We start from the raw sequence: 21,225 nt of genomic DNA, 5'->3' as shown, positions 1-21,225 counted from the left end.
AGGAACTGACGTGACGGGTTTGGAACTGCCAGACGGTGACCGATCGCCGACTGTCTGCTGGTCGGCGGTGTGTACGTACAGACACACCCGGCCTGTCCTGCGGGTGTCGTTCACCCGTGAGACGATATGCGCTCGTTACAGATACTCTTCCCCCCTGAGTACTCAGGCCGACAGTCAGTCGCTCGGGAGAGACACTCCGCCGATCCGACGCCGTTCCACGGTCGAGGTCGCTGACGGGGAGTTTTTACCCCCTCCGGCGTACCCTCAGCATATGATACTCTCGGACGCCGACCTGCTGAAACGGCTCGAGGAGGGCGACCTCGTCGTCGACCCGCTCGAGGACATCGACATGCAGGTCCAACCGGCCAGCATCGACCTCCGACTCGGGTCGGAGTTCCTGGAGTTCCAGCGGACCAACATCTCCTGTATCCACCCCAACCGCGAGGACGAGGTGTCGACGTACATCCGCGAGACGACCGTCGCGGAGGGCGATGAGTTCATCCTCCACCCCGGCGACTTCGTGCTCGGCACCACCGCCGAACGCGTCGAGATCCCGCCGGACCTCGTCGCCCACGTCGAGGGACGCTCGTCGCTCGGCCGACTGGCGGTCGTGGTCCACGCCACGGCCGGCCTGTGCGATCCGGGGTACCAGGGGCAGATCACGCTCGAACTGTCGAACCTCGGCTCCGCACCCGTCGCGCTCACGCCCGGGATGCGCATCTCGCAGTTGACGTTCACGAAACTCACGTCGCCTGCCGCCCGCCCGTACGGCGAGGAGCGAGGGTCGAAGTACCAGGACCAGGCGGGACCGCAGGCGTCCCGGATCGGCAACGACCCCGAGTTCAGCAAATGAAGTTCATCGAAGAGGTCGTCGTCGAGGAGTTCCTCCCGACGTTCCGGTCGATGCTCGCGAGCGAACTCCGCGAGCGCGGGTTCACCCAGCACGAGGTCGCCGGGGCGCTCGGCATCAGCCAGAGCGCCGTTTCGAAGTACGCCCACGGCAGCGTCGCCCAGCGACAGGAGGTGCTCGACGACGAACGGGTGTTGGACCTCGTCGAGCGCGTCGCCGACGGGCTCGCCGCCGGCGACGTGTCGAGCGTGCAGGCGCTCGTCGAGACCGAGGTGCTCATCCGGCAGTTGGAGGACGGCGACCTGCTGGCGGCGCTCCACGAGGAGTCGATGCCCGAACTCGCCGACTACGAGGGCGACTTTAACATCCACGACCCCGAGAGCAGTCTCAGGACGACCGAGCGGGTGCTCTCGTCGGTCCGTCGCGGCGTCCGGACGCTCACGAGCGCCAGCGGCTTCGCGAACCTCATCCCGAACGTCGGGTCGAACATCGCGGAGTGTCTCCCCGACGCCCAGGGGATCGAAGACGTCGCGGCCGTCCCCGGCCGCATCTTCGACGTCAAGGGGCGAGCGACGGTGCCGAGCGACCCGGAGTTCGGCGTCAGCGAGCACGTCGCGGGCGTCCTGTTGGCGGCGCGCGAGGCCGACACCGACGTCCGCGCCGCAGTCAACCTCCGCTACGACGCCGACGTCGTCCAGCGGTTCGCCGACGCCGGCTACGAGACCGTCGAGTTCGACCCCGAAGCACCGACCGACCCCATCGTCGCGGCGCTGGAGGGAGCGGACCACGCCGAGACGTTCGTGCTGTATCAGACCGGCGGCTACGGCATCGAAGCGATCACGTACGTGCTGGCTCCCGACGCGGCGACGGCCGCAAGCGTCGTCCGTGAGGTCCTCCTCTAGGGAGGCATGACCGAGGGCACCCCCGGCGTCGCCGAGACACAACAGTTCTACACCCGCTGGGCGGGGTTGTACGATACACTCGCGAGTCACACACCCGGGCTCGGCGGCCTCCGCGAGCGGGCCATCACCCGCCTCGCGGCGAACCCCGGCGACACGGTCGTCGAGATGGGCTGTGGAACGGGCGCGAACTTCCCCTACCTCCGCGACCGCGTCGGCGACGAGGGAACCGTCGTCGGCGTCGACCTCACAGGGGGGATGCTCGCGGAGGCCCGCGACCGCATCGAGCGCGAGGGCTGGGAGAACGTCCACGTCGTCGCCGGTGACGCCGCCCGTCCGCCCGTCGCCGACGCCGACGCCGTCTTCGCCTCGTTCGTCTCGGGGATGCTCGCCAACCCCGTCGCCGCGGTCGACGACTGGGCTGACCTCGTCGGCGAGGGCGGCCGACTCGGGTTGCTCGACCTCGCCCGGAGCACGGAGCAGGTAGGTCGGCCGCTCAACGCTCTCTTTTCCGGGCTAGTGTTCGCCGGCCTCCCCTCGAAGCGCCGGCGCAACGTCGCCGACGCGCCTCGCCTCCTCGACGACCGGGTCGCCGCGGCCCAGCGCGCGCTCCGCGACCGCTGCGAGGACGCCCACTACTCGACGCACGCGCTGGGGTTCGCCCGGTTGGCCGCCGGGACGGTCGAGTAGCGCTCTCCGAGTCGCACTCGGGTTTATCCCCTCGCCGCGAGTAGCCCGCGGACATGACGTCCTCCGACAGTCTCGACGGAACGGTCGTCCTCCTCACCGGCGGCACCAGTGGCCTCGGTGCCGAAACCGCCCGCACGCTCGCCGACCGCGGCGCGTCTCTCGCCGTCGTCGGCCGCGACCGCGCTCGCGGCGAGGACGTGGCGGCCGACGTGGCCGAGCGAAACGGCGACGGCTGGAGCGAGTTCTACCGTGCGGACCTCGCTTCGCAGGCGAGCGTCCGTCGACTCGCCGCCCGCTTCCGCGACCGACACGACCGACTGGACGTGCTCGTGAACAACGCGGGAATCCACCGGAGCCGACGAACCGAGACCGACGACGGCGTCGAGTCGACGCTCGCCGTCAACCACCTCGCGCCGTACCTCCTGACCCACGACCTCGCCGACCTGCTGGTCGACAGTGCACCGGCCCGGGTCGTCACCGTCTCTTCGGGGATTCACACCCGGGCGTCGATGGAGTTCTCGAACCTTCAAAGCGAACGCGACTACGACGGGATGCAGGCGTACGCCCGCTCGAAACTGGCGAACCTGCTCTTCACGTACGAACTCGCCGACCGTCTCGGGGGGACCGGCGTCGTCGCCACCGCCGTCAATCCGGGCTTCGTCCCGAGTACCGGACTCACGCGTGAGGCGTCGCTCCGGACCCGCCTGTTGTTCGGCGCGTTCAAACGACTCCCGCTGCCGTTCACGAAAGACGTCAAGGCGGGCGCAGAAACGCTGATCCGGGCGGCGGTGGACCCGGACCTCGCCGACGTGACCGGTGCGTACCTCAGCGACGGCGAGGTGACGGAGTCGTCGGACGCCTCGTACGACGAGGTCGCCAGACGACGACTGTGGGACGTGAGTGCGGGTCTCGTCGGCGTCTCCCCGGACTGGCGACTCGAGGACTCTCCCACGGTCGAGACCGGTGATTAGTCGGAGGAGAGGTACGACGTCCGAGACGTCCCCTGCAGACTTCGTCGAACCCACATCTTGAACTGTGCGGCGTCTCTGCCGCCGGTATGACAGTCGATATCGGACTCGTCGGTGCTGGTGGGATGGCGAAGATGCATCTGGAGCATTTCGACGCCGTCGGCGCGAGACTCGTCGGCGTCTGTTCCCGAACAGAGGAGAGCGCCCGCGCACTCGCCGAACCGCGGGATGCATCCACTTATCCGGACGTCGAGTCGCTCCTCACAGGCGCAGACCCCGACGCCGTTATCGTGGCAGTCCCGCCGTTCGCACACGAGGGACAGGAACAGCTGATCGCCGAACACGGCGTCGCGCTGTTCGTCGAGAAGCCACTCGCCCTCTCGCGTGAGACTGCACGCGAGGTCCGCGACGCCGTCGAGACAAACGACGTCGTGACGCAGGTCGGCCACCAGTTCCGCTACGCCGACGTGGTCGAGCGCGCCCACGAACTCCTCGCCGGTCGTCCGGTGACCCACATCGAGGGACGCTGGGTGGACGGCGTCTCCCCGCTCCCGTGGTGGACGCAGAAAGCCGAGTCGGGCGGGCAACTCGTCGAACAGTCCGTCCACGTCTTCGACCTCGTCCGCGACTTCGGTGGCGAAGTGGCCGACTACGCCGCCTTCGGCGGCCAGCGCGTCGTCACAGACGACATCGACTTCGCCGACTCGTCGGTGGTCGCGATGCGTCACGAGAACGGGGCGGTGAGTCAGGTCTCCTCGACGTCCGTCTCGCCGGAGAAAGACGTGAGCCTCGAAGTCGTCGCGGAGAACTGTCGTCTCGAACTCGATCTCGTCTCTCACACCCTCCGTGGGACCGTCGACGGCGAGATGATCCATGTCGAGGGTGACAGGCGTCCCTACGAGAAGGAACTAGCGGCCTTCGTCGATGCCGTCGAGGCGGACGATCTGTCGCTGCCGCGTTCACCGTACCCCGACGCGCTCCGGTCGTTCGAACTCACGATGGACGCCGACGACGCACTCGACGGGACGTAGCTCCGTCGAGAACTGAAAACGTCTGAGGGAGAAGAGAGCCGACCTGTGGTCAGTCGTCGGCGGGGACCGGCCGGGTCAGGTCGACGGGGTCGGCGTCGACCTCGAGTTCGTCGAGGGCGACCTGGGCGGCGCGCTTGCCGGAGAGTAACATCGCGCCGAACGTCGGCCCCATCCGGGGCAGCCCGTGGGTCGTCGCCGTCGCCAGTCCCGTCGCGACGAGTCCGTCGTGGACCTTCCCGGTGTAGTCGACGACCTTGTCCTCGCTCTCTTTGACCCACATCGAGTCGTGGCCCGGCGAGTCGTGGCCGGGGGCACCGTACTGGCCGTCCTCGGTCTGGTCCATCCCGGTGTTGTGTTCGCGGGCGTGTTCGATACCGGGTGCGTCGAGGACGTCACGCTCCTGTAGCTTGGAGACGACGACCGCGTCGTGACCCGTCGCGTCGACGACGAGTTCCGACTCGACGGCGATGGGGTCGACACAGGTCAGCTCCCGAGGGAGCGCGTGGACCGGCGTCCAGTTCATCACGACGCCCGAGACGCGGTGGTTCTCGCGGACGACGACGTCGGTGAACTCGGTCATGTTCTGTACCTTCACGCCGGCGTCACAGGCGGCGGCGATGAGCGCCGAACAGGCGTGCGGCCCCTTCGCCGTGTAGAGCCCGTCGACCTCCTCGGTCGCCTCGTAGGGGACGCCGAGCTCGTCGAGCACTTCCTGTGCCGGGTCGCGGACGGTGACCGTGTTCATCAGGAACCCGCCGAGCCAGAACCCGCCACCGAGATAGTTGTTCTTCTCGACGATCATCGTCTTCACGCCGCGCTCCGCGAGCTCCTTAGCCGCGACGAGTCCCGACGGTCCGCCGCCGACGACGATGACGTCGCTCTCCGTGAAATCGAGGAACTCGTCGCCCCACTCGTTGGCGATCGCGCGTGTGACCTGTGCCTCGTCTGCGTCGCTGAAGCCGGTGAATGCCGACATACTACCTAGTGATATTACTGGGTAGTTAAACCTTGGGTCACGTCTTCTCCACCGTAGCGATTTATCACGAACGACTGTGTGGTGTTATGTCATGGGATATATCGTCAAGATGCCGAAACTCGGGATGGAGATGAAGTCGGGGACCATCACGAAGTGGGTCGTCGACGAGGGGGAGTCGGTTGAAAAGGGCGACACGCTGGCGGAGATCGAGTCCGAAAAGACGGCCGCCGAGATCGAGGCGCGCGAGGACGGCGTGCTTCGACGGCGGTATCTCGACGAGGGGGACGCGACGGAACCCGGTGGCGTCCTCGGTATCGTCGCCGCAGCCGACGAGGAGATCGCGGCGCTCGAAGCGGAGGTCGGCGAGTCGGGAGCGGTCGAGACCGAGGCCGAGGAACCCGCTCAGGCGAGTACGCAGGCGGCTTCGTCCGAACGGTCGTCGTCCGTCACACGCCGGAGCGACAGCGGGTCGTCGGGTGACGTGAAGGCGTCGCCGCGGGCGAGACAGCGGGCCGACGATCTCGACGTCGACCTCGTGACTGTGGAGGGAACCGGACCGCAGGGGTCGATCACCGAGCAGGACGTCGTCGCGGCCGCCGAGGGTGTCGGCGACTCCGTCTCGACGAGCGACGTCCGCGCCTCGCCGCGGGCGAAGAAGCGCGCCGAGGACCTCGGCGTCGACCTGACGAGCGTCGAGGGGACCGGGCCGCAGGGGTCGGTCACCGAGGAGGACGTCGAGACGGCGGCCGAGTCGGGGGAGGCGAGCGGTGCCGCCGGACGAACGACCGAGCGTCCCCTCTCGGGGATGCGCCGGACCATCGCCGACCGCCTCGGGCAGAGTTACCGCGAGGCCGTCCACGTCACCGAACACCGGACGGCCGACGCGGAGGCGGTGCTCGCGGCGGCCGACGCCGCGAGCGAGACGTTCTCCGCCGACGTCTCCGTCACCGACGTGCTGCTCCGGGCGCTCTCGGCGGCGCTCACGGACCACCCCGAGTTCAACGCCACGTTCGAGGACGACGTCCATCGCCTCCACGAGGACCACAACCTCTGTGTCGCCGTCGACGTCGAAGCGGGACTCATCGCGCCGGTCGTCCGGAACGTCGGGCCGGACCACGTCGTCGACATCGCCGAGAAGCGTGCCGAGGTGACCGAGCGGGCGCTCTCTGGCGACTACACGATGGACGACCTCTCGGGCGGCACGTTCACCGTCACCAACCTCGGCGTGCTCGGCGTCGAGTCGTTCGACCCGGTGATCAACCCGCCGCAGGTCGCCATCCTCGGCGTCAACGCCATCAGCGAGCGGCCGACCAGGGGCGACGACGGGAGCGTCGTCTTCCGACGCGCGCTCCCGCTCGACCTCTCGTTCGACCACCGTATCGTCGACGGCGCGGACGCCGCGCGGTTCCTCGACACGCTCGTCGACAACCTCGAGGACCCCTGGCCGCTACTCGAAGGCGTCGACCGACGAGAGGCGACGCCCGTCGAACTCCCCGAGGGACACGTCTCGGCGTCGGTCGACGCCGACTTCGACGGATCCATCTCCGCGGGGTCGTTCGACTACGAGTTCGGCGTCACCGAGCAGTTCGGCGGCAGCGGCGGCGCGCCGACGCCGGTCGACTTCTTCCTCGGGTCGCTGGCGGCCTGTCTCTCCTCCAGCATCGGCGTGCAGGCGAACATGCGGGACGTCGACTTCGACGACATCACCGTCGACGTCGAGGCGACGCCGCCGGAGGGCTCCGTCGAGTCGCTCGCGGTCCACGTCAGCGTCGCCACCGACGCCGACGACGCCATCGTCGACCGCATCGTCACCAACGGCGAACGCACCTGCCACGTCGCCGAGTTGCTGCGCGAGGATCTCCCGGTCGAGGTGACGTGGGACAGGGGGTGACGGAGGGCGATCCACTCGGTGACGATTCGCTCGGGTGGAGCCGGCGACTCACTCGTCGGCCAGTTGGATCCCCCGCGCGACGACGTACAGCAGGACGACGCCGCCCCCGACGGCGAGGACGAACTGTGCCACCAGCGTGAACAGCGCCCCGACCAGCGAGTTGCCGGCGAACAGTAACACGAGGAGGTAGGGCACGAGCGCCAGTGCGCCGAACAACAGGATCAGTCCCGCGAGCGGGGCCGCCTCCTGCCAGATGCGACTGGTGTCCAACGAGCTCGTCTCGCTATCGACGAACGGTGGGAGAGAGTCCATCGGAACGTCGTTCAGCCCTCACACAGATAGCTCTGCTGAAGGATCGCTAGAAGCGGGAAACGGTCCCGTGACCGTCGGAGAACGGCGGTCTCCGGACGGAGTCACTCGGGGGTCGGGCGCTCGACGCGGAACAGCCCCGTCTCCGCACCCCGTTCGACGACCTCTTCGATGCGAACGAACCGCGGGCCATCGGCGACGGGGCGGGCGCGAACCGTCGCGTCTCGCACCGCCAGCTCGCGTTCGCCGTCGACGCTGACGACGCCGCGGTCGACCTCGAAGACGTACGCCTCCTCGTCGTCGAGGACGCGGTAATCGTCGACGCCGACCGTCGAGAGCACGCCCGGGACGGTGATCGAGCGGACGCACCGGGTCGCCTCCCGCGGCGGGGCGAGGCGGAACCCGACCCCGCCCGGGTCGTCCGGGCGGTGAGTGAGGAACCCGCCGGGGATACCCGAGAGACCGATCTCGGTCGACGAGGCCCGCGAGACTACCCCACCGATCACGTCGTCGGGGTCGAGGATCGCTCTGGTGCCGACGAACGGCCGGTCGAGGACGCCGAGCGTCGCCAGCCCGCGGATCGACTCGACGCCGTCGTCCGCGCCATCGCGGTCGATCTGTGCCTCGACCATCCCGTGGCGGTACGTCGCCTCGTCGGCCGGAACCATCCCCGATCCGACGAGCGCCGCGGCAGCGCCCGCGACCGTCCCGTCGACGGGCGTGGGAACGACGTTGTTCGTCCCGGTCGAGACGCTGACGACGGGGACGTCGCCGATGCCGTGGGCGATATCGCGGTTGGTACCGTCGCCGCCGAGGACGACCGCGACGTCGGCCTCGTCGGCAAAGCGTTCGGCCGCCTGCTGGGTGTCGCGGCCGGACGCCGTCACCGTCATGTCGAGGAGTTCGACGTCGAGGTCGGCGGGCGCGTCGTCGACGAGCGCGCTCGCCAGTCCGGTGGTGTCGGGCATGACTGACACGTGGACGTCGTCGACGACGGTGAGTCCTTCGAGGACACACTCGGCCGTCCGGCGCTTGGCGTAGTTGTCGCTGACGCTCGCCCCGCCCGTCAGCCGGCGGATGTCGCGGCCGGCGGCCGGGTTGACGACGAGCCCGACCGTCGTCTGTCTGTTCCTCGTCACACGATCCGCCGGATGGCCGCCTCGACGTCACTCCCGTGCGGCAGCACTTCGTTCTCCAGCTCCGGGCTGAACGGGATGTGGACGTCGGCGACGCCGACCCGTTGGATCGGCGCATCGAGGCTGAAGAACGCGTTCTCCATCACGCGCGTCGCTACCTCGGCGTGCGTACCGTACGAGAGCGGACTCTCGTCGGCGATCACCAGCCGTCCGGTCTTCTTCACGCTCTCGACGAGCGTGTCCGTGTCGAGCGGGTAGAGCGACCGGAGGTCGATGACCTCGGCGCTGACGTCGCCTTCGAGGTCCTCGGCCAACTCGAGCGACTCGCCGACCATCCGCTGGGTCGCGACGACGGTGACGTCGGAGCCCTCGCGTTCGACCTTCGCCTGGCCGAGCGGGATGGTGTAGTCCTCGTCGAGCGGTACTTCGCCCGTCTGCTCGTAGATCATCTTGTTCTCGAAGACGAACACCGGATCGTTCGAGCGGATGGCGGACTTCAGGAGTCCCTTGGCCGCTCGGGGCGTGCCGGGGGCGACGGCCATCACGCCGGGGAAGTGGGCGAACCAGGTGTGGAGCGTCCCCGAGTGCTGACTGGCCGCGCCCATCCCGCCGCCCTCCGTCGTCCGGACGGTGACGGGCATCTCGGTCTTACCGCCGAACATGTAGCGGTTCTTCGCCATCTGGTTGATGATCTGCTCCGAACAGACGCCCATGAAGTCCGAGAACATGATCTCGACGACCGGCCGGGTGCCCGTCGCCGCCGCACCGACGGCCGCGCCGGTGAACCCCGCCTCGCTGATGGGGGTGTCACGGATGCGCTTCTCGCCGAACTCCTCGACGAGGCCGCCGGTGACCTCGAAGACGCCGCCGAACTCGCCGACGTCTTCGCCCATGACGAAGACGTCCTCGTCGCGTTCGAGCTCCTCGCGGAGTGCGAGACGGATCGCCTCGCGTACCGTCATCTCCTCTGTCTGTGCTGGGCCGGAACCTGATCTACTCTGTGTGCTCATGGTCGGTCACCTCCGTCGGTCCGCATCTGCGTCGCGAACTGGTTGATCTCCGGGACTGTCGCGCTGAACATGTCTTCGTACGCTTCGCTCGGGTCGGGGTAGGATGCCTCCTTGGCGTCGGCGGCCGCCTGCTCGATCTGGTCGCCGATCTCCGACTCCATCTCGTCGAACTCGTCTTCGGTGATGGTGCCCGCCTCGATCAGCTGCTGTTTGAACGACTCGATCGCGTCGCGGTCCTGCCAGACGGCGACGTCCTCCTCCGTCCGGTAGGGCTGTTGGTCGCCCTCGAAGTGGCCGCGGTACCGGTACGTGTTAGCCTCGATGAACGTCGGCCCCTCGCCGTCGCGGGCGCGTTTCCGGGCCTCGCGAACCGCCTCGAAGACGGCCGTCACGTCCATCCCGTCGACGGTGAACCCGGGGATGTTGTACGCCTCTGCGGTCTCGCTGAGATTCTGGACGTTGTGCTGCTTCTCGACCGGCGTCCCCTCACCGAACTGGTTGTTCTCGACGAGGAACACCGCCGGCAGGTCCCACGTCGCCGCGAGGTTGATCGCTTCGTGGATCTGCCCCTGTGCCACCGCACCGTCGCCGAAGAACGCCAGCGAGACGCCGTCGTCTCCCTTCAGGTGGGAGGTGAGCGCCGCACCTGTCGCTAGCGGCGGTCCCGCACCGACGATGCCGTTGGCGCCGAGCATCCCGGCGTCGACGTCCGCGATGTGCATGGACCCGCCTTTGCCGTTGCAGTAGCCGTCTCGCTTCCCGTACAGCTCCGCCATCATCTCGTCGGGGTCGAGCCCCTTCGCGATACAGTGGCCGTGCCCCCGGTGGGTACTCGTGATGTAGTCATCCTCCTCCAGCGCCGCACACGCGCCGACCGCGACGGCCTCCTCGCCGATGTAGAGGTGGACGAACCCCGGCAGTTCGCCGTCGCCGAACAACTCGCCCGCCTTCGTGTCGAACGCTCGGATCGTCAACATCCGGCGGAGCGCCTCGCGCTGTCCCTCTGGTGACTCTATGTCTATTGCTACCATGACTCGTGTGTCTATCACCAGTCTCCATCATCATTTTTTCGGGAAACCTCACGAAGATGACACAGTACGCCCGGAGCGGGCGTCGGATGCAGCAACCGACGCACGACCCCCGAACCCTTTTCGAGCGGCGGCCGCTATCTCCGCCGTGAACGACCGATTCGTCTACTGGGAGGGGAGCGCATGAACATGCTCGTCGACGGCGAATGGCGCGCCGACACCTACGAGACCACCGACGAGGACGGGGAGTTCGACCGACAGGAGACCTCGTTTCGGAACTGGATCGGCGAGGACGGGTTCCCCGCCGAGGCCGGTCGCTATCACCTCTACATCTGTCGCGCGTGCCCGTGGGCCCACCGGACGGCGATGATGCGGGCGCTGAAGGGGCTCGAGCACGCCGTCTCGCTGTCGCTCGTCGAACCCGTCCGCATCGACGACGGCTGGGAGTTCTCCGAGCAGTACCCCGACCCCCTCTACGGAACGGAGTACCTCCGCGACGTCTACGCGAAGGCCGACGACGAGTTCACCGGTCGCGTCACAGTACCAGTGCTCTGGGACAAAGAACGCGAGACCATCGTCAACAACGAGTCCGAGGAGATCATGCGGATGCTCGACACCGAGTTCGACGGCCTCGCAGAACACGACGTCGACCTGTATCCGGAGGGCCACCGCGACGAAGTCGACCGACTGATCGACGACATCTACGACTCGATCAACAACGGTGTCTACCGGGCGGGGTTCGCCGGGTCACAAGACGCCTACGACCGCGCGGTGACGGACCTCTTCGATGCGCTGGACCACTACGAGGACCTCCTCTCGGAGCAGCGCTATCTCGCCGGCGACGTGCTCACGGAGGCCGACCTCGCGATGTTCGCGACGCTCGTCAGATTCGACCACGTCTACCACACTCACTTCAAGTGTAACCGACGAGCCATCCACGAGTATCCGAACCTCTGGAACTACACGAAGGAGCTCTACCAGCTCCCCGGCATCGCCCAGACCGTCAACGTAGAGCACATCGTCGAACACTACTACCGGAGCCACGGCGACGTCAACCCCAAGCGGTTGGTGCCGGTCGGCCCGGAGATCGACTTCAGCGCCGAACACGACCGCGACCGACTGCCGGGCGGGCCGCCGGAGGCGCTGTTCGAGTAGTCTGGCGCGTAGTTCGGGCGCTCACTCGGTGAGTTTCGCGGGGTAGACGAACGCCTCGGGGTTCGTCCGCGGTCGGACGACGACTCGTTCTCTCCGGCGTGCGTCCGTCAGCATCGCGTCGGCCGTCCGCCGGTCGACGCCCGCGATCGACCCCAGCGCTCGCAGGAGTTCGTCGCGGCTGACGTCGTGACCGAGTTGCCGCCGCATCTCTCCGACCAGCCCTCGGAGTCCGCCCTCCTCGTACTGGTCGTGCCAACTCGCCGGGTAGGCGCTGACGTGGTCGCCGACACGGTAGTAGACGGCGTCGGACTGCCATTCGGTGTCGTCGACGAGTTTCGCCTCGACGTCGGCGTGCGACCGGTCGACGTCGTACCCCAGCCGTTCGGCGTAGGCGTCGAACAGCGCCAGCGGGATGCCCGGATGCGTCTCCGGATGGTGGCGTTCGATCCCGCGGATCAGATTCGGCCCGTGCCACGCCTCGTGCGCCCGTAACTCGGCGAGCGCGGTGTCGTCGACGCCACCCGGGCCTGGTGTGTCAGTACTTGTCATGGGGGAGAGTACGGTGGGAGACGGTATAACGAGTCGGCCGGACGGCAGACGGCCGAAACGTTTGGAAGGGAGACACTCGAAGGTTGGCGTAGTCTACCGATGAACACAACAGACGACAGCAACATCGCGACGGCAGTGTTGAATGAGGAGATGGACGTCGCGAGCGCCGTCGAGGCGCTCGGCGAGATGACCGACGCAGAACTCAAGCGCGAACTGCTCTCGGCGGCTATCGTCGGCGGGGCCACCCTGATCGACCGCCGTCGGAGTTCCTCCGAGACCGAGACCGACGCCGACGCCACGGCGGACGCCGACCGGTCGACGGCCGTCGACGTCGAGGCGGTCGAGGGCGAGTCGGCCGACACCGACGTCGCCCCCGACTCGGCGGACGACGAGGAGGACGCCGACTCGGGGTCCGGACTGGTCACGCTCCCCCGCTTGGCACTCGTCGGCGCCGCCGCCGCCGGCGCGTACGCCGCGATGAAGTACCGCCGTCGCAGTCAGTCCGACACGACTCAGTCGACCTTCGAGGACGTGACGGACGACGTCGACGAGGAGACCGACGCCGGTGGACACGAAGCTGATATCGACGACAGCGGCGAGACCGATACCGGGGGACACGAGGCGGGTCTCGACGCCGACGCGGAGACGGACGAAGCGGACACGGAGACCGAGACCGACGCCGACGAGGACAACGAAGCGACGACCAACGTCATCGAAGGCGATGAAAGCGACGTAGGCGACGAAGGCGACGAAGACGAAGACGACGAGCAGTAACCGAACTGCAGCCTCCGAACTTCCCTTTCTTCGCGATGCAGTGATAGGCGTCGAGCCACTAGTTCGACTGTGACGAACCGACTGCGACGGTGGCTCGCCGGAGCGACGCCGTCGGCCCGCCTCGTCGACTGGACCCTGCTCGTCCTCGCCGGCTTCCTGGTCGGGTCGGGACTGCTGAGTCTCACGGTCGGCGACCCGTCGGGTGCGGTCGTCTTCTGGGCGCACGGCGTCGCCGGCGTGGCGCTCGTCGCCGTGGTCGGGGTCAAACTCTGGCGCGTCCGCGATCGACTCACCGACCGTCGGCTCCGAACGAGAGCAACGTGGCTGTCGGTCGGACTCACCGTCGTCACCGTCGGCGCGCTGGCGACGGGACTGTTCTGGGTGTTCGGCGGCGACTTCCGACTACTGTTCTGGGGGGCGCTGAACGTCCACATCCTGTTCGGACTGCTCGTCGTCCCGTTGCTCCTCGCGCATCTCTGGACGCGTCGGGCGCTCCCCGGCTTTCGCCGCCCGCGGCGGTCCGACGTCGACGGCCGCCGCGACGTGCTCCGTTACACCGGTCTGCTCGTCGGCGGTGCGCTGCTCTGGCGCGGTCAACAGGCCGTCAACCGGGCGTTCGAGACGGCGGGCGCGACGCGACGGTTCACCGGGTCGAAACCGGTCGAGGGCTCGGCGTTCCCGGTCACCAGCTGGGTCGCCGACGACCCCGACCCGGTCGACCGCGAGGCGTGGCGACTCCGCGTCGACGGCCTCGTCGCCGACCCGCTCGAACTAGGGGTCGAGAAACTCGACGGCGGGAGCGAACGCCGGGCGCTGTTGGACTGTACGAGCGGCTGGTACACCGTCCAGAACTGGCGGGGCGTCCGCGTCGGCGACCTGCTGGCCGAAGCCGGTGTCGACGAGACGGGGCGGTGGGTACGGTTCCGGTCGGTGACGGGCTATCGGTGGAGTCTCCCGCTCGCGGAGGCCCGCGACGCCCTGCTCGCGACCCACGTCGCGGGCGAGCGACTGAGCCACGGCCACGGCGCGCCGCTGCGACTGGTCGCCCCCGGTCGACGGGGGTTCCAGTGGGTCAAGTGGGTCGAGGCGGTCGAGGTCAGAGACCGACGCGATCCGGCACAGTGGATCGCGACCCTGGTCTCCGGCTTCGACTGAGACTCGCTCGATCACTCGTCTCGTCCGACGCCCTCGCGAATCGCCCGCTCGGCGGCCGCGAGCGCCGCCTCGCGGTCGAACTCGTCGACGATGCCCTGCAGTTCCTCGCGGGACGCGTCGGCGAGTTCGCGGGCGTGACGGGTCACGTTCGGCACGGCGCGGACGATGTTGTCGACGATGGGGACGTCGGCGGACTGCGCCGACCGCGACATCGGGTTGAGGTCGACGACGATCTCGACTTTCCCCATCGCCGCCAGCGCCTCCGCGCGGTCGCCGTCCTCCAGCGGGACGAGGACGACGTCGGCGTCGCCGATGCCGTCGCTGTCGACCTTCGCGCGTTCGTGCGAGAGGTTCGGGATGCGGCCGTCGGCGGCGAGTCCCTTCACCTCGTCGGCACCGTGCTCGCGCAGGTGGTCGACGATGGCCTGCATCCGTTCGTCGGTCCGGTTGAAGAGGTTCACCTCGAGCTCCGCGCCGGTCTCCTCGGCCAGTTCGACCAGTTCGCCGGGGACGAGCGCGGCAACGTTGCCGTTCACCGAGAGCACCGCGTGGTCGGCGAGCAGCAGTTGGGCGGCGGCCGCCCGTTCGGCGGCGTCGGCGCTCGGGATCGTTCGCTCGCCAAGCAGGTAGTCGAACGCCTCGCCGCGCCCCTGTGCGATGAGTCCCTGTCGACTGGTGATACCCTTCTCCACGCCGTCCTCGATACGGTGTCGAGTGAGCAACGACTCGTATCGCGGGTGGTCTTCGGGGACGTCGATGTCGCTCATACCCCGAGTGAGACGCCGAGACTCAAAAAGCCGCAGGAACCCTCGCTTCCGGTCGTCATTGGAGCGTCGCACCCGCCGGGTGGGTCCGACAGGAGACGGCGTCGTAGCCCGCGTCGGTGAGCCCCGACCCGAGCGCGAACACGGTCCGGCCGAGCATCGCCATCGACGCCTCGCCGCCGGCGTCGCTGACCGCGCGGATCGCCTCGGTCACTTCGTCGGTCAGGAGACCGGCCTCGCGGGCGAACCGCCGGGAGGCGTACATGAACTGCGCGAGGGTCGGTTCGCGGACGAGTCGGGCGAGCGCGTCCTCCCCGGCGGCCGACAGTCGGTCGGTGTCGCCCGACAGCACCGCTTCGGTCGGTAGTTCGCCGAAAGTGACGTACTCGACGTCGGGTCTGGCGGGAACGCCGTCCAGTCGACCGTAGCCGGGTGCGCCGGGGTCGAGCCGGATGGGGACGCCCCCGCGGGCCTGTGCGACGACGTCGCCGAGCCCCGTCCCCGACTGCACCTCCGCGACGTGTGCGAGCGCCACGAGCTCGTTCTCCGAGCGGCCGCAGTCGAAGACGACGTTGGCGGTCAGCGCCGTCCCGAGCGCCATCGCGCCCGAGACGCCGAACCCCGCTCCGATCGGGAGCGACGTCTCGGCGCGGACGGCGGCGTCGACGCCGAGTGCGTCGAGGACGCGCTCGACGGGCGGCATCGAGACGGCGTCGCCGTCGAGTTCCAGTACGGTCGATTCGTCGCTCGGCCGGGCAGTCACCTCGACGCCGTGCGAGAGCGTCACGCCCGCGCCACGGGAACCCGCCTTCACCGGTTCGTCGGCCGGATGGGCGCTGAAGAAGCCGGTGACGTGGCCGGGGACGAACGCCGTGGCTTCGTCGGTCATCGTCGACAAGGAGTACAGGGGACCGATTAACGGTTGTTATCTCCGCCCGACCGGAGGGCAGCGTTCGTAGGCCGCCGAGACCCCTCGGTCGGCTGCTGTCGCGCCGTAGAGGGTTACTCGTCGTCGAGGTGGACGCGGGCGTTGGGGTGTTGGTCGGCCGATTCGGCGACGACCCCCTCCTCGCGGAGGTCGGCTAGTCGCGCCCGTGCCTCGCGCCACCGGAGGTCGCTCAGGACGCTCGCCGCGTTCACCAGCAGCGTCTCGGGGACGCCGGTGTCGGGGCCGCCGCTGTCGAACTCACGGCTATCGTCGAGGTCGGCGGCGATCAGTTCGAGATAGCGCGTCAGATCGGTCTCCCCGGCGAGTTCGTCGTGCCAGTACGCCGGGAGGACGCTCACGCGACCGTCGCCGACGTCGTAGAGCGTGCCGGAACCGAACCAGGTGCCGCTCGTGGTCGCGTCGGCCGCCCAGCGGTAACTGTCAATCCGGCGCTCCTCGATGGCAGGCCCGACCTTCTCCGGCTTCACGGGGGCGTCCTGTGCGGCCAGTTTCTCGGCGTACGCCTCGACCCGATCGACGGCGACGCCGGGGCCGGTGCCGCCGTCGTGGCGTTCGATGAGGAGGACGAGATCGTCGACGAGTAGTTTCTCTCCGCGGTCTCCCGCCTCCGCGAGCACGTGATCGTTGAACTCGGCCATACGCGACGTAAGGGCCAACACGGAAAAAGCGACGTGGCCGTCGAGACAGCGGGCCGACGGGCCGTCGCCGTCGGCGCTCTCAGACTCGCTCTCGCTCGCGCTCACGAGCGACGTGTTCGCTCGCGTCGGCGACGCTCTCGGTCTCGAGCAGTCGCTCTAGTCGCCGTTCGAACTCCGCCTCGTCGAGTTCGCCGCGGGCGTACCGGGCGCGGAGCGTCGCCAACGCGTCGGCACGCTCGTCGGGGACGCCGACGTCGTCGGCGTCGTTCGTCCTCTGGCTTCGCTCGTACAGTTTCGTGAGCGCGAGCGCCGCGGGGAGGACGCCGGCGAACCCGACGGGGAAGGCGACCCAGAACCACGGATAGCCGACCGCCAACAGGCCGAAGCCGACGAGGAAGACGAGGGCGACGACGACGCCGGCGACGAGCTCCTGCAGCGGCGTCTCGTCGTCCGCTCCGCCGTCGGCACGGAGGGAAGACGGTCCTCGATGCATAGTCGTAGTGTCGGACGTGAGAAACATAAACGCACCGCGGTGGTGCGACCGTTTGTCGGTCTGTCGCTATACGGCGACAGGCGCTGACGGTCTCGCGGGAACGTGGTCGCAAATCGGAGATTTGCTCCCTGTTTCCACGCTCAGGCGACTCCTTCGCCCTACGGGCTCAGTCGCTGCCTGTCGCGTGGGAACAACACGGCCTCGCGGATGTTGCCGAGGCCGAGCATCGTCATGATGAGTCGCTCGCCGCCGAGGCCGAAGCCGGCGTGCGGGGGCATCCCGTACTTGAACATCTTCGTGTAGTAGTCGAACGACTCGGGGTCGAGCCCCTGCTGTTCGAAGCCTTCGACGAGCTGTTCGTAGCGGTGCTCACGCTGGCCGCCCGAGACGAGCTCCATCGTCGGGTGCATCATGTCGAACCCCGTCGACAGCTGCTCGTCGTCGTCGTGGTCCTTGATGTAGAACGGCTTGATCTCGCTGGGCCAGTCGGTGATGAAGTAGTGGCTGCCGACGTCGTCGCCGAGCGCCTTCTCGCCCTCGGTCGGGAGGTCGTCGCCCCAGACGAGCTGTTCGTCGAGTTCGCCCGTCGCGTTGATGCGCTCGATGGCCTCCTCGTAGCTGAGACGCGGGAAGTCGCCCTCGGGAACCTCGAACTCGCCTTGCAGGTCGAGCGCCTCCAGCTCTTCCTCGCAGTTCTCGGCGACTGCTTCGTAGGCCGCCTTGACGACGGCCTCACAGACGTCCATCGCCTCGGTGTGGTCGGCGAACGCCGACTCGAAGTCGATAGAGGTCGCCTCGTTGAGATGTCGCGGCGTGTTGTGCTCCTCGGCGCGGAAGATCGGTCCGATCTCGAAGACGCGCTCGAGGCCGGAGCCGACCATCAGCTGCTTGAACAGCTGCGGCGACTGGTTCATGAACGCCTCCTTGCCGAAGTAGGTGATGGGGAACAGTTCGGTGCCGCCTTCGGTCCCCGTGGCGACGATCTTCGGCGTGTTGATCTCGGTGGCGTAGAAGTCGCGGAACTGCTCGCGGACGGCGCGCAGCACCTCCGCGCGGATCTCGAAGATCGCCTTCACTTCGTCCTTCCGGAGGTCGAGCGTCCGGTTGTCGAGCCGCGTCGAGAGCTCGGCGTCGACTTTCCCGGAGGGATCGAGCGGGAGCTCGGGGTCCGCGTCGGCGAGCACCTCGACCGACTCGGGCGTGACCTCGACGCCCGTCGGCGCGCGAGGCTCCTCCTCGACGTCGCCCTCGACGACGACGACGCTCTCTCGGTGGACGCCGAGTCCCGTCTCGACGAGCTCCTCGTCCATCTCGTCTTTCTCGAACTTGACCTGGATCTTCCCCGACTTGTCTCGGAGGATCAAGAAGGCGATGCCGCCGAGGTCGCGGATCTCGTGGACCCAACCGGCGACTTTGACGTGGTCACCGGGTTCGGCGTCTGCGGTGTACGTTCGGTCCTGCATGTGTGCTCGTTTCATCGTACGGGGCTTAAAAACGGTCGATTCGACGGCGTTGCGCTCTCCGGACTCGTTCATCAACGTTCGTTATGGAGAGGACAATTACGCAACTAGAACGGCTACTTTATCTTGATTCAGCAGATAAAACCTAATAGAGAGACGATTCGTTATGAGTCACGACAGAGCCCTCGACGACGGGAGGACAGTCACCACATCACTCACCCCGGCGTTCGGAGATCCGCCAGAGCGGGGAGGTGAGACGTAGTGCCGAAGAGCCTCGAACGCGACCTGGGGCTGTTATCGGTGCTCGCGATCAGCATCGGTGCGATGATCGGCAGCGGCATCTTCATCCTCCCTGCCCTCGCCGCCGACATCGCCGGGCCGGCGGTGGTGCTCGCGTATCTCATCGCCGGACTGTTGGTGGTGCCGGCGGCGCTCTCGAAGTCCGAGATGGCGACCGCCATGCCCGAATCCGGCGGCACGTATCTGTTCATCGAACGTGGGATGGGGCCGTTGCTGGGAACGGTCGCCGGTGCGGGGACGTGGTTCGCGCTGTCGTTCAAGGGTGCGCTGGCGCTCGTCGGTGGCGTCCCGTATCTCCTGTACCTGTTCGACGTCCCCCAGAGCATCACGACGCCGCTGGCGCTGGCGCTGGCGGCGCTGCTCGTCGTCGTCAACGTCCTCGGTGCGAAGCAGACCGGTCAGCTACAGATCGCCATCGTCGCCGTGATGCTCGTCGCGCTGGGGTGGTTCGCCCTCGGCGGCGTCCCGAGCGTCGAGATGGCGTACTACGACGGGTTCTTCGACAGCGGTGCCGGCGGCATCCTCGAGGCGACGGGGCTGGTGTTCGTCTCCTACGCGGGCGTCACGAAGATCGCCAGCGTCGCCGAGGAGATCGAGGACCCCGGTAGGAACATCCCGCTCGGCATCCTCGGCTCGCTCGCCTTCACGACGGTGCTGTACGTGCTCATCGTGTTCGTGATGCTGGGCGTCACCGAACCGGGGTCGCTCAGCGACTCCAGCGCACCGATGGCGGTCGCGGCCGACGCCACACTCGGGACGGTCGGCGTCCTCGCCGTCGTCGTCGCCGCGCTGCTCGCACTCGTGAGCACGGCCAACGCGGGCGTGCTCTCCTCCTCGCGGTACCCCTTCGCGATGAGTCGCGACAACCTCGCGCCGCCGTCGCTGGGTGAGATCAGCGACCGGTTCGGCACCCCCAGTACCTCCATCACCGTCACCGGTGTGGTGCTCCTCCTGCTCATCGCGTTCGTCCCCATCGCGGACATCGCGAAGTTGGCGAGCGCGTTCCAGATCCTCGTGTTCATCCTGGTCAACGTGGCGCTCGTCGCGTTCCGTCGGGGCGCGATGGAGTACGAACCCGAGTTCCACGCACCGCTGTACCCGTGGGTCCAACTGTTCGGCGTCGGCAGCGGCCTCCTCCTGCTCACGCAGATGGGGACGGTCCCGCTCGTCGGTGCCGTCGTCATCACCGTCGTCGGCATCGCGTGGTATCTCGCGTACGGTCGGAGTCGCGTCGACCGCGAGGGGGCCGCCGTCGACGCCATCCGGCGCGAACTCGGCAGTCAAGCCGTCGAACGCACTCGTGAGGCAGTCACGCCCGCGACCGGCGGCTACGAGGTGCTGGTCGCCGTCCCCGAAGAGATGAACCGCTCGAACGAACGGACGCTCGTCGAGGTCGCAGCGGACCTCGCACGTCCACAGCACGGGAGCGTCTCCGTGGTTCGGTTCGACCACGTCGCAGACCAGGTACCGCTCGACGCCGCGACGGCGCAGTCGCCCGCAGACGTCGAGTTCGAGGAACGGACCGACGCGATGACCGACGACTTCGACGTCCCCGTCCGCGTGAGCGAGGTCGTCAGCCACGACACCCGACACGCGCTCGCCCACCACGTCGAGTCGACCGGTGTCGACGTGCTGGTCATGGAGACCGAGCCCGACGGACTCCGGGAGCGGCTGTTCGGCTCCGACGTCGAGTGGGTACTCGCTCACACTGACTGCGACGCGGTGCTCGTCGACCCCGCTGGCTCGGTCGACGTCAGCGATCCGGCGACGAACGGCGAACTCGACGTCGACGACGCCGGTCTCGGTCGGATCGACGTCGTCTCGGTCGTCACCGACGAGGGGCCGTACGACCCGGCGAAGGTGGCGATCGCGGACGCGATCGCGACCGCACACGACGCGGAGATCCGCTTCGAGTACGTCGTCGACGAGTTCGGTTCCGAGGGCCAGCGACACGCTATTGACGACTACCACGAGGAGATCGCGAGTCTCTGTTCGTCGCCCGTCCGGACCGGGTTCCTCCTCCCGGAGAGTGGAGCCTCCGATCTCGAGACCGGCGAGACCGACCTCCTGGTCACGGGAAGCGACTCCGTCTCCGTCGCCGTCGACTGCCCCTCGGTGCTCGTCCGTCCCCGCGAGGAGACGACGCCGGGGTGGCTCGGCCGCAGACTCGAACGAAAGCTGCTCTAGGGAACACAAACGC

The 21,225-nt window shown here is 68.1% G+C and carries 21 protein-coding genes; 10 read left to right on the top strand and 11 right to left on the bottom strand.

Annotated features, from left to right (window positions below; translation table 11 throughout):
- Nucleotides 1–271 precede the first annotated feature (271 nt).
- From dcd to BSG17_RS05310, 5 genes are all read left to right on the top strand, one after another.
- On the top strand, nt 272–853 hold the full coding sequence (dcd, locus tag BSG17_RS05330; RefSeq protein WP_089821752.1) for a dCTP deaminase: 582 nt from the start codon (nt 272–274) through the stop codon (nt 851–853).
- The gene (locus BSG17_RS05325; protein ID WP_089821750.1) at nt 850–1,752 is read left to right on the top strand and encodes a thiamine-phosphate synthase family protein; all 903 of its coding nucleotides are present in this window, start codon (nt 850–852) and stop codon (nt 1,750–1,752) included. The genes dcd and BSG17_RS05325 overlap by 4 nt, the downstream gene beginning before the upstream one ends.
- 6 nt (nt 1,753–1,758) lie before the next feature.
- Nucleotides 1,759–2,439, top strand: a complete 681-nt coding sequence (locus tag BSG17_RS05320) for a class I SAM-dependent methyltransferase (RefSeq protein WP_089821748.1) — start codon at nt 1,759–1,761, stop codon at nt 2,437–2,439.
- Between the two features lie 53 nt (nt 2,440–2,492).
- Entirely contained in the window at nt 2,493–3,410 is a 918-nt protein-coding gene (locus BSG17_RS05315; RefSeq protein WP_089821746.1) for an SDR family oxidoreductase, read from the top strand.
- 86 nt (nt 3,411–3,496) lie between these two features.
- Nucleotides 3,497–4,438 (top strand): Gfo/Idh/MocA family protein, encoded by a 942-nt coding sequence (locus BSG17_RS05310; protein WP_089821744.1) that lies wholly within the window; start codon nt 3,497–3,499, stop codon nt 4,436–4,438.
- Between the two features lie 49 nt (nt 4,439–4,487).
- On the opposite strand, the gene BSG17_RS05305 is transcribed toward BSG17_RS05310, so the two are convergent.
- Nucleotides 4,488–5,414: a sulfide-dependent adenosine diphosphate thiazole synthase gene (locus tag BSG17_RS05305; RefSeq protein WP_089821742.1), complete on the bottom strand. Its 927-nt coding sequence runs from the start codon at nt 5,412–5,414 to the stop codon at nt 4,488–4,490.
- 91 nt (nt 5,415–5,505) lie between these two features.
- Here BSG17_RS05305 and BSG17_RS05300 point away from each other — a divergent pair, with 91 nt between their 5' ends.
- Complete coding sequence (locus BSG17_RS05300) at nt 5,506–7,305, top strand: 2-oxo acid dehydrogenase subunit E2 (protein ID WP_089821740.1); 1,800 nt, start codon at nt 5,506–5,508, stop codon at nt 7,303–7,305.
- A gap of 48 nt (nt 7,306–7,353) precedes the next feature.
- Here BSG17_RS05300 and BSG17_RS05295 read toward each other — a convergent pair whose 3' ends face one another.
- From BSG17_RS05295 to BSG17_RS05280, 4 genes are all read right to left on the bottom strand, one after another.
- Complete coding sequence (locus BSG17_RS05295) at nt 7,354–7,617, bottom strand: hypothetical protein (protein WP_089821737.1); 264 nt, start codon at nt 7,615–7,617, stop codon at nt 7,354–7,356.
- Between the two features lie 101 nt (nt 7,618–7,718).
- Nucleotides 7,719–8,753 carry an NAD(+)/NADH kinase gene (locus BSG17_RS05290; protein ID WP_089821735.1) on the bottom strand — a complete coding sequence of 345 codons (1,035 nt, stop codon included), beginning with the start codon at nt 8,751–8,753 and terminating at the stop codon, nt 7,719–7,721.
- Complete coding sequence (locus BSG17_RS05285; protein ID WP_089821734.1) at nt 8,750–9,760, bottom strand: alpha-ketoacid dehydrogenase subunit beta; 1,011 nt, start codon at nt 9,758–9,760, stop codon at nt 8,750–8,752. Before BSG17_RS05285 ends, BSG17_RS05290 begins: the two co-directional genes overlap by 4 nt.
- Nucleotides 9,757–10,791: a thiamine pyrophosphate-dependent dehydrogenase E1 component subunit alpha gene (locus BSG17_RS05280; RefSeq protein ID WP_089821731.1), complete on the bottom strand. Its 1,035-nt coding sequence runs from the start codon at nt 10,789–10,791 to the stop codon at nt 9,757–9,759. Before BSG17_RS05280 ends, BSG17_RS05285 begins: the two co-directional genes overlap by 4 nt.
- A 180-nt stretch (nt 10,792–10,971) precedes the next feature.
- On the opposite strand from BSG17_RS05280, the gene BSG17_RS05275 reads away from it, so the two are divergent.
- Entirely contained in the window at nt 10,972–11,943 is a 972-nt protein-coding gene (locus BSG17_RS05275) for a glutathione S-transferase family protein (protein ID WP_089821729.1), read from the top strand.
- A 21-nt stretch (nt 11,944–11,964) separates the two neighbouring features.
- On the opposite strand, the gene BSG17_RS05270 is transcribed toward BSG17_RS05275, so the two are convergent.
- A complete protein-coding gene (locus BSG17_RS05270) occupies nt 11,965–12,492 on the bottom strand; it encodes a hypothetical protein (protein ID WP_089821727.1) in 528 nt (175 codons plus the stop codon).
- A gap of 99 nt (nt 12,493–12,591) precedes the next feature.
- Between BSG17_RS05270 and BSG17_RS26775 the strand changes: the two genes are divergently transcribed.
- Complete coding sequence (locus BSG17_RS26775; protein WP_089821725.1) at nt 12,592–13,266, top strand: hypothetical protein; 675 nt, start codon at nt 12,592–12,594, stop codon at nt 13,264–13,266.
- Nucleotides 13,267–13,335: 69 nt separating this feature from the next.
- The gene (locus BSG17_RS05260; RefSeq protein WP_089821723.1) at nt 13,336–14,421 is read left to right on the top strand and encodes a molybdopterin-dependent oxidoreductase; all 1,086 of its coding nucleotides are present in this window, start codon (nt 13,336–13,338) and stop codon (nt 14,419–14,421) included.
- A gap of 11 nt (nt 14,422–14,432) precedes the next feature.
- Here the strand turns inward: BSG17_RS05260 and BSG17_RS05255 are convergent, their stop codons facing one another.
- The 5 genes from BSG17_RS05255 to aspS all read right to left on the bottom strand — a co-directional run bounded on the left by BSG17_RS05255 (nt 14,433) and on the right by aspS (nt 18,728).
- Nucleotides 14,433–15,188: a 4-phosphopantoate--beta-alanine ligase gene (locus BSG17_RS05255; protein WP_089821721.1), complete on the bottom strand. Its 756-nt coding sequence runs from the start codon at nt 15,186–15,188 to the stop codon at nt 14,433–14,435.
- Nucleotides 15,189–15,243: 55 nt separating this feature from the next.
- Complete coding sequence (locus BSG17_RS05250; RefSeq protein ID WP_089821720.1) at nt 15,244–16,074, bottom strand: pantoate kinase; 831 nt, start codon at nt 16,072–16,074, stop codon at nt 15,244–15,246.
- 113 nt (nt 16,075–16,187) lie between these two features.
- Nucleotides 16,188–16,772: a hypothetical protein gene (locus BSG17_RS05245; RefSeq protein WP_139246552.1), complete on the bottom strand. Its 585-nt coding sequence runs from the start codon at nt 16,770–16,772 to the stop codon at nt 16,188–16,190.
- A gap of 79 nt (nt 16,773–16,851) precedes the next feature.
- Nucleotides 16,852–17,265, bottom strand: coding sequence for an SHOCT domain-containing protein (locus tag BSG17_RS05240; protein WP_089821716.1), 414 nt, complete (start codon nt 17,263–17,265; stop codon nt 16,852–16,854).
- Nucleotides 17,266–17,423: 158 nt separating this feature from the next.
- On the bottom strand, nt 17,424–18,728 hold the full coding sequence (gene aspS, locus BSG17_RS05235) for an aspartate--tRNA(Asn) ligase (RefSeq protein WP_089821714.1): 1,305 nt from the start codon (nt 18,726–18,728) through the stop codon (nt 17,424–17,426).
- Between the two features lie 258 nt (nt 18,729–18,986).
- Here aspS and BSG17_RS05230 point away from each other — a divergent pair, with 258 nt between their 5' ends.
- Nucleotides 18,987–21,212 (top strand): amino acid permease, encoded by a 2,226-nt coding sequence (locus tag BSG17_RS05230; RefSeq protein WP_089821712.1) that lies wholly within the window; start codon nt 18,987–18,989, stop codon nt 21,210–21,212.
- The last annotated feature ends 13 nt before the right edge of the window (nt 21,213–21,225 follow it).

Source organism: Halogranum amylolyticum, from assembly GCF_900110465.1.
Lineage (GTDB): Archaea > Halobacteriota > Halobacteria > Halobacteriales > Haloferacaceae > Halogranum > Halogranum amylolyticum.
Note: the sequence above shows the minus strand (reverse complement) of the source record. Positions and strands in the feature narration are given on the sequence as shown.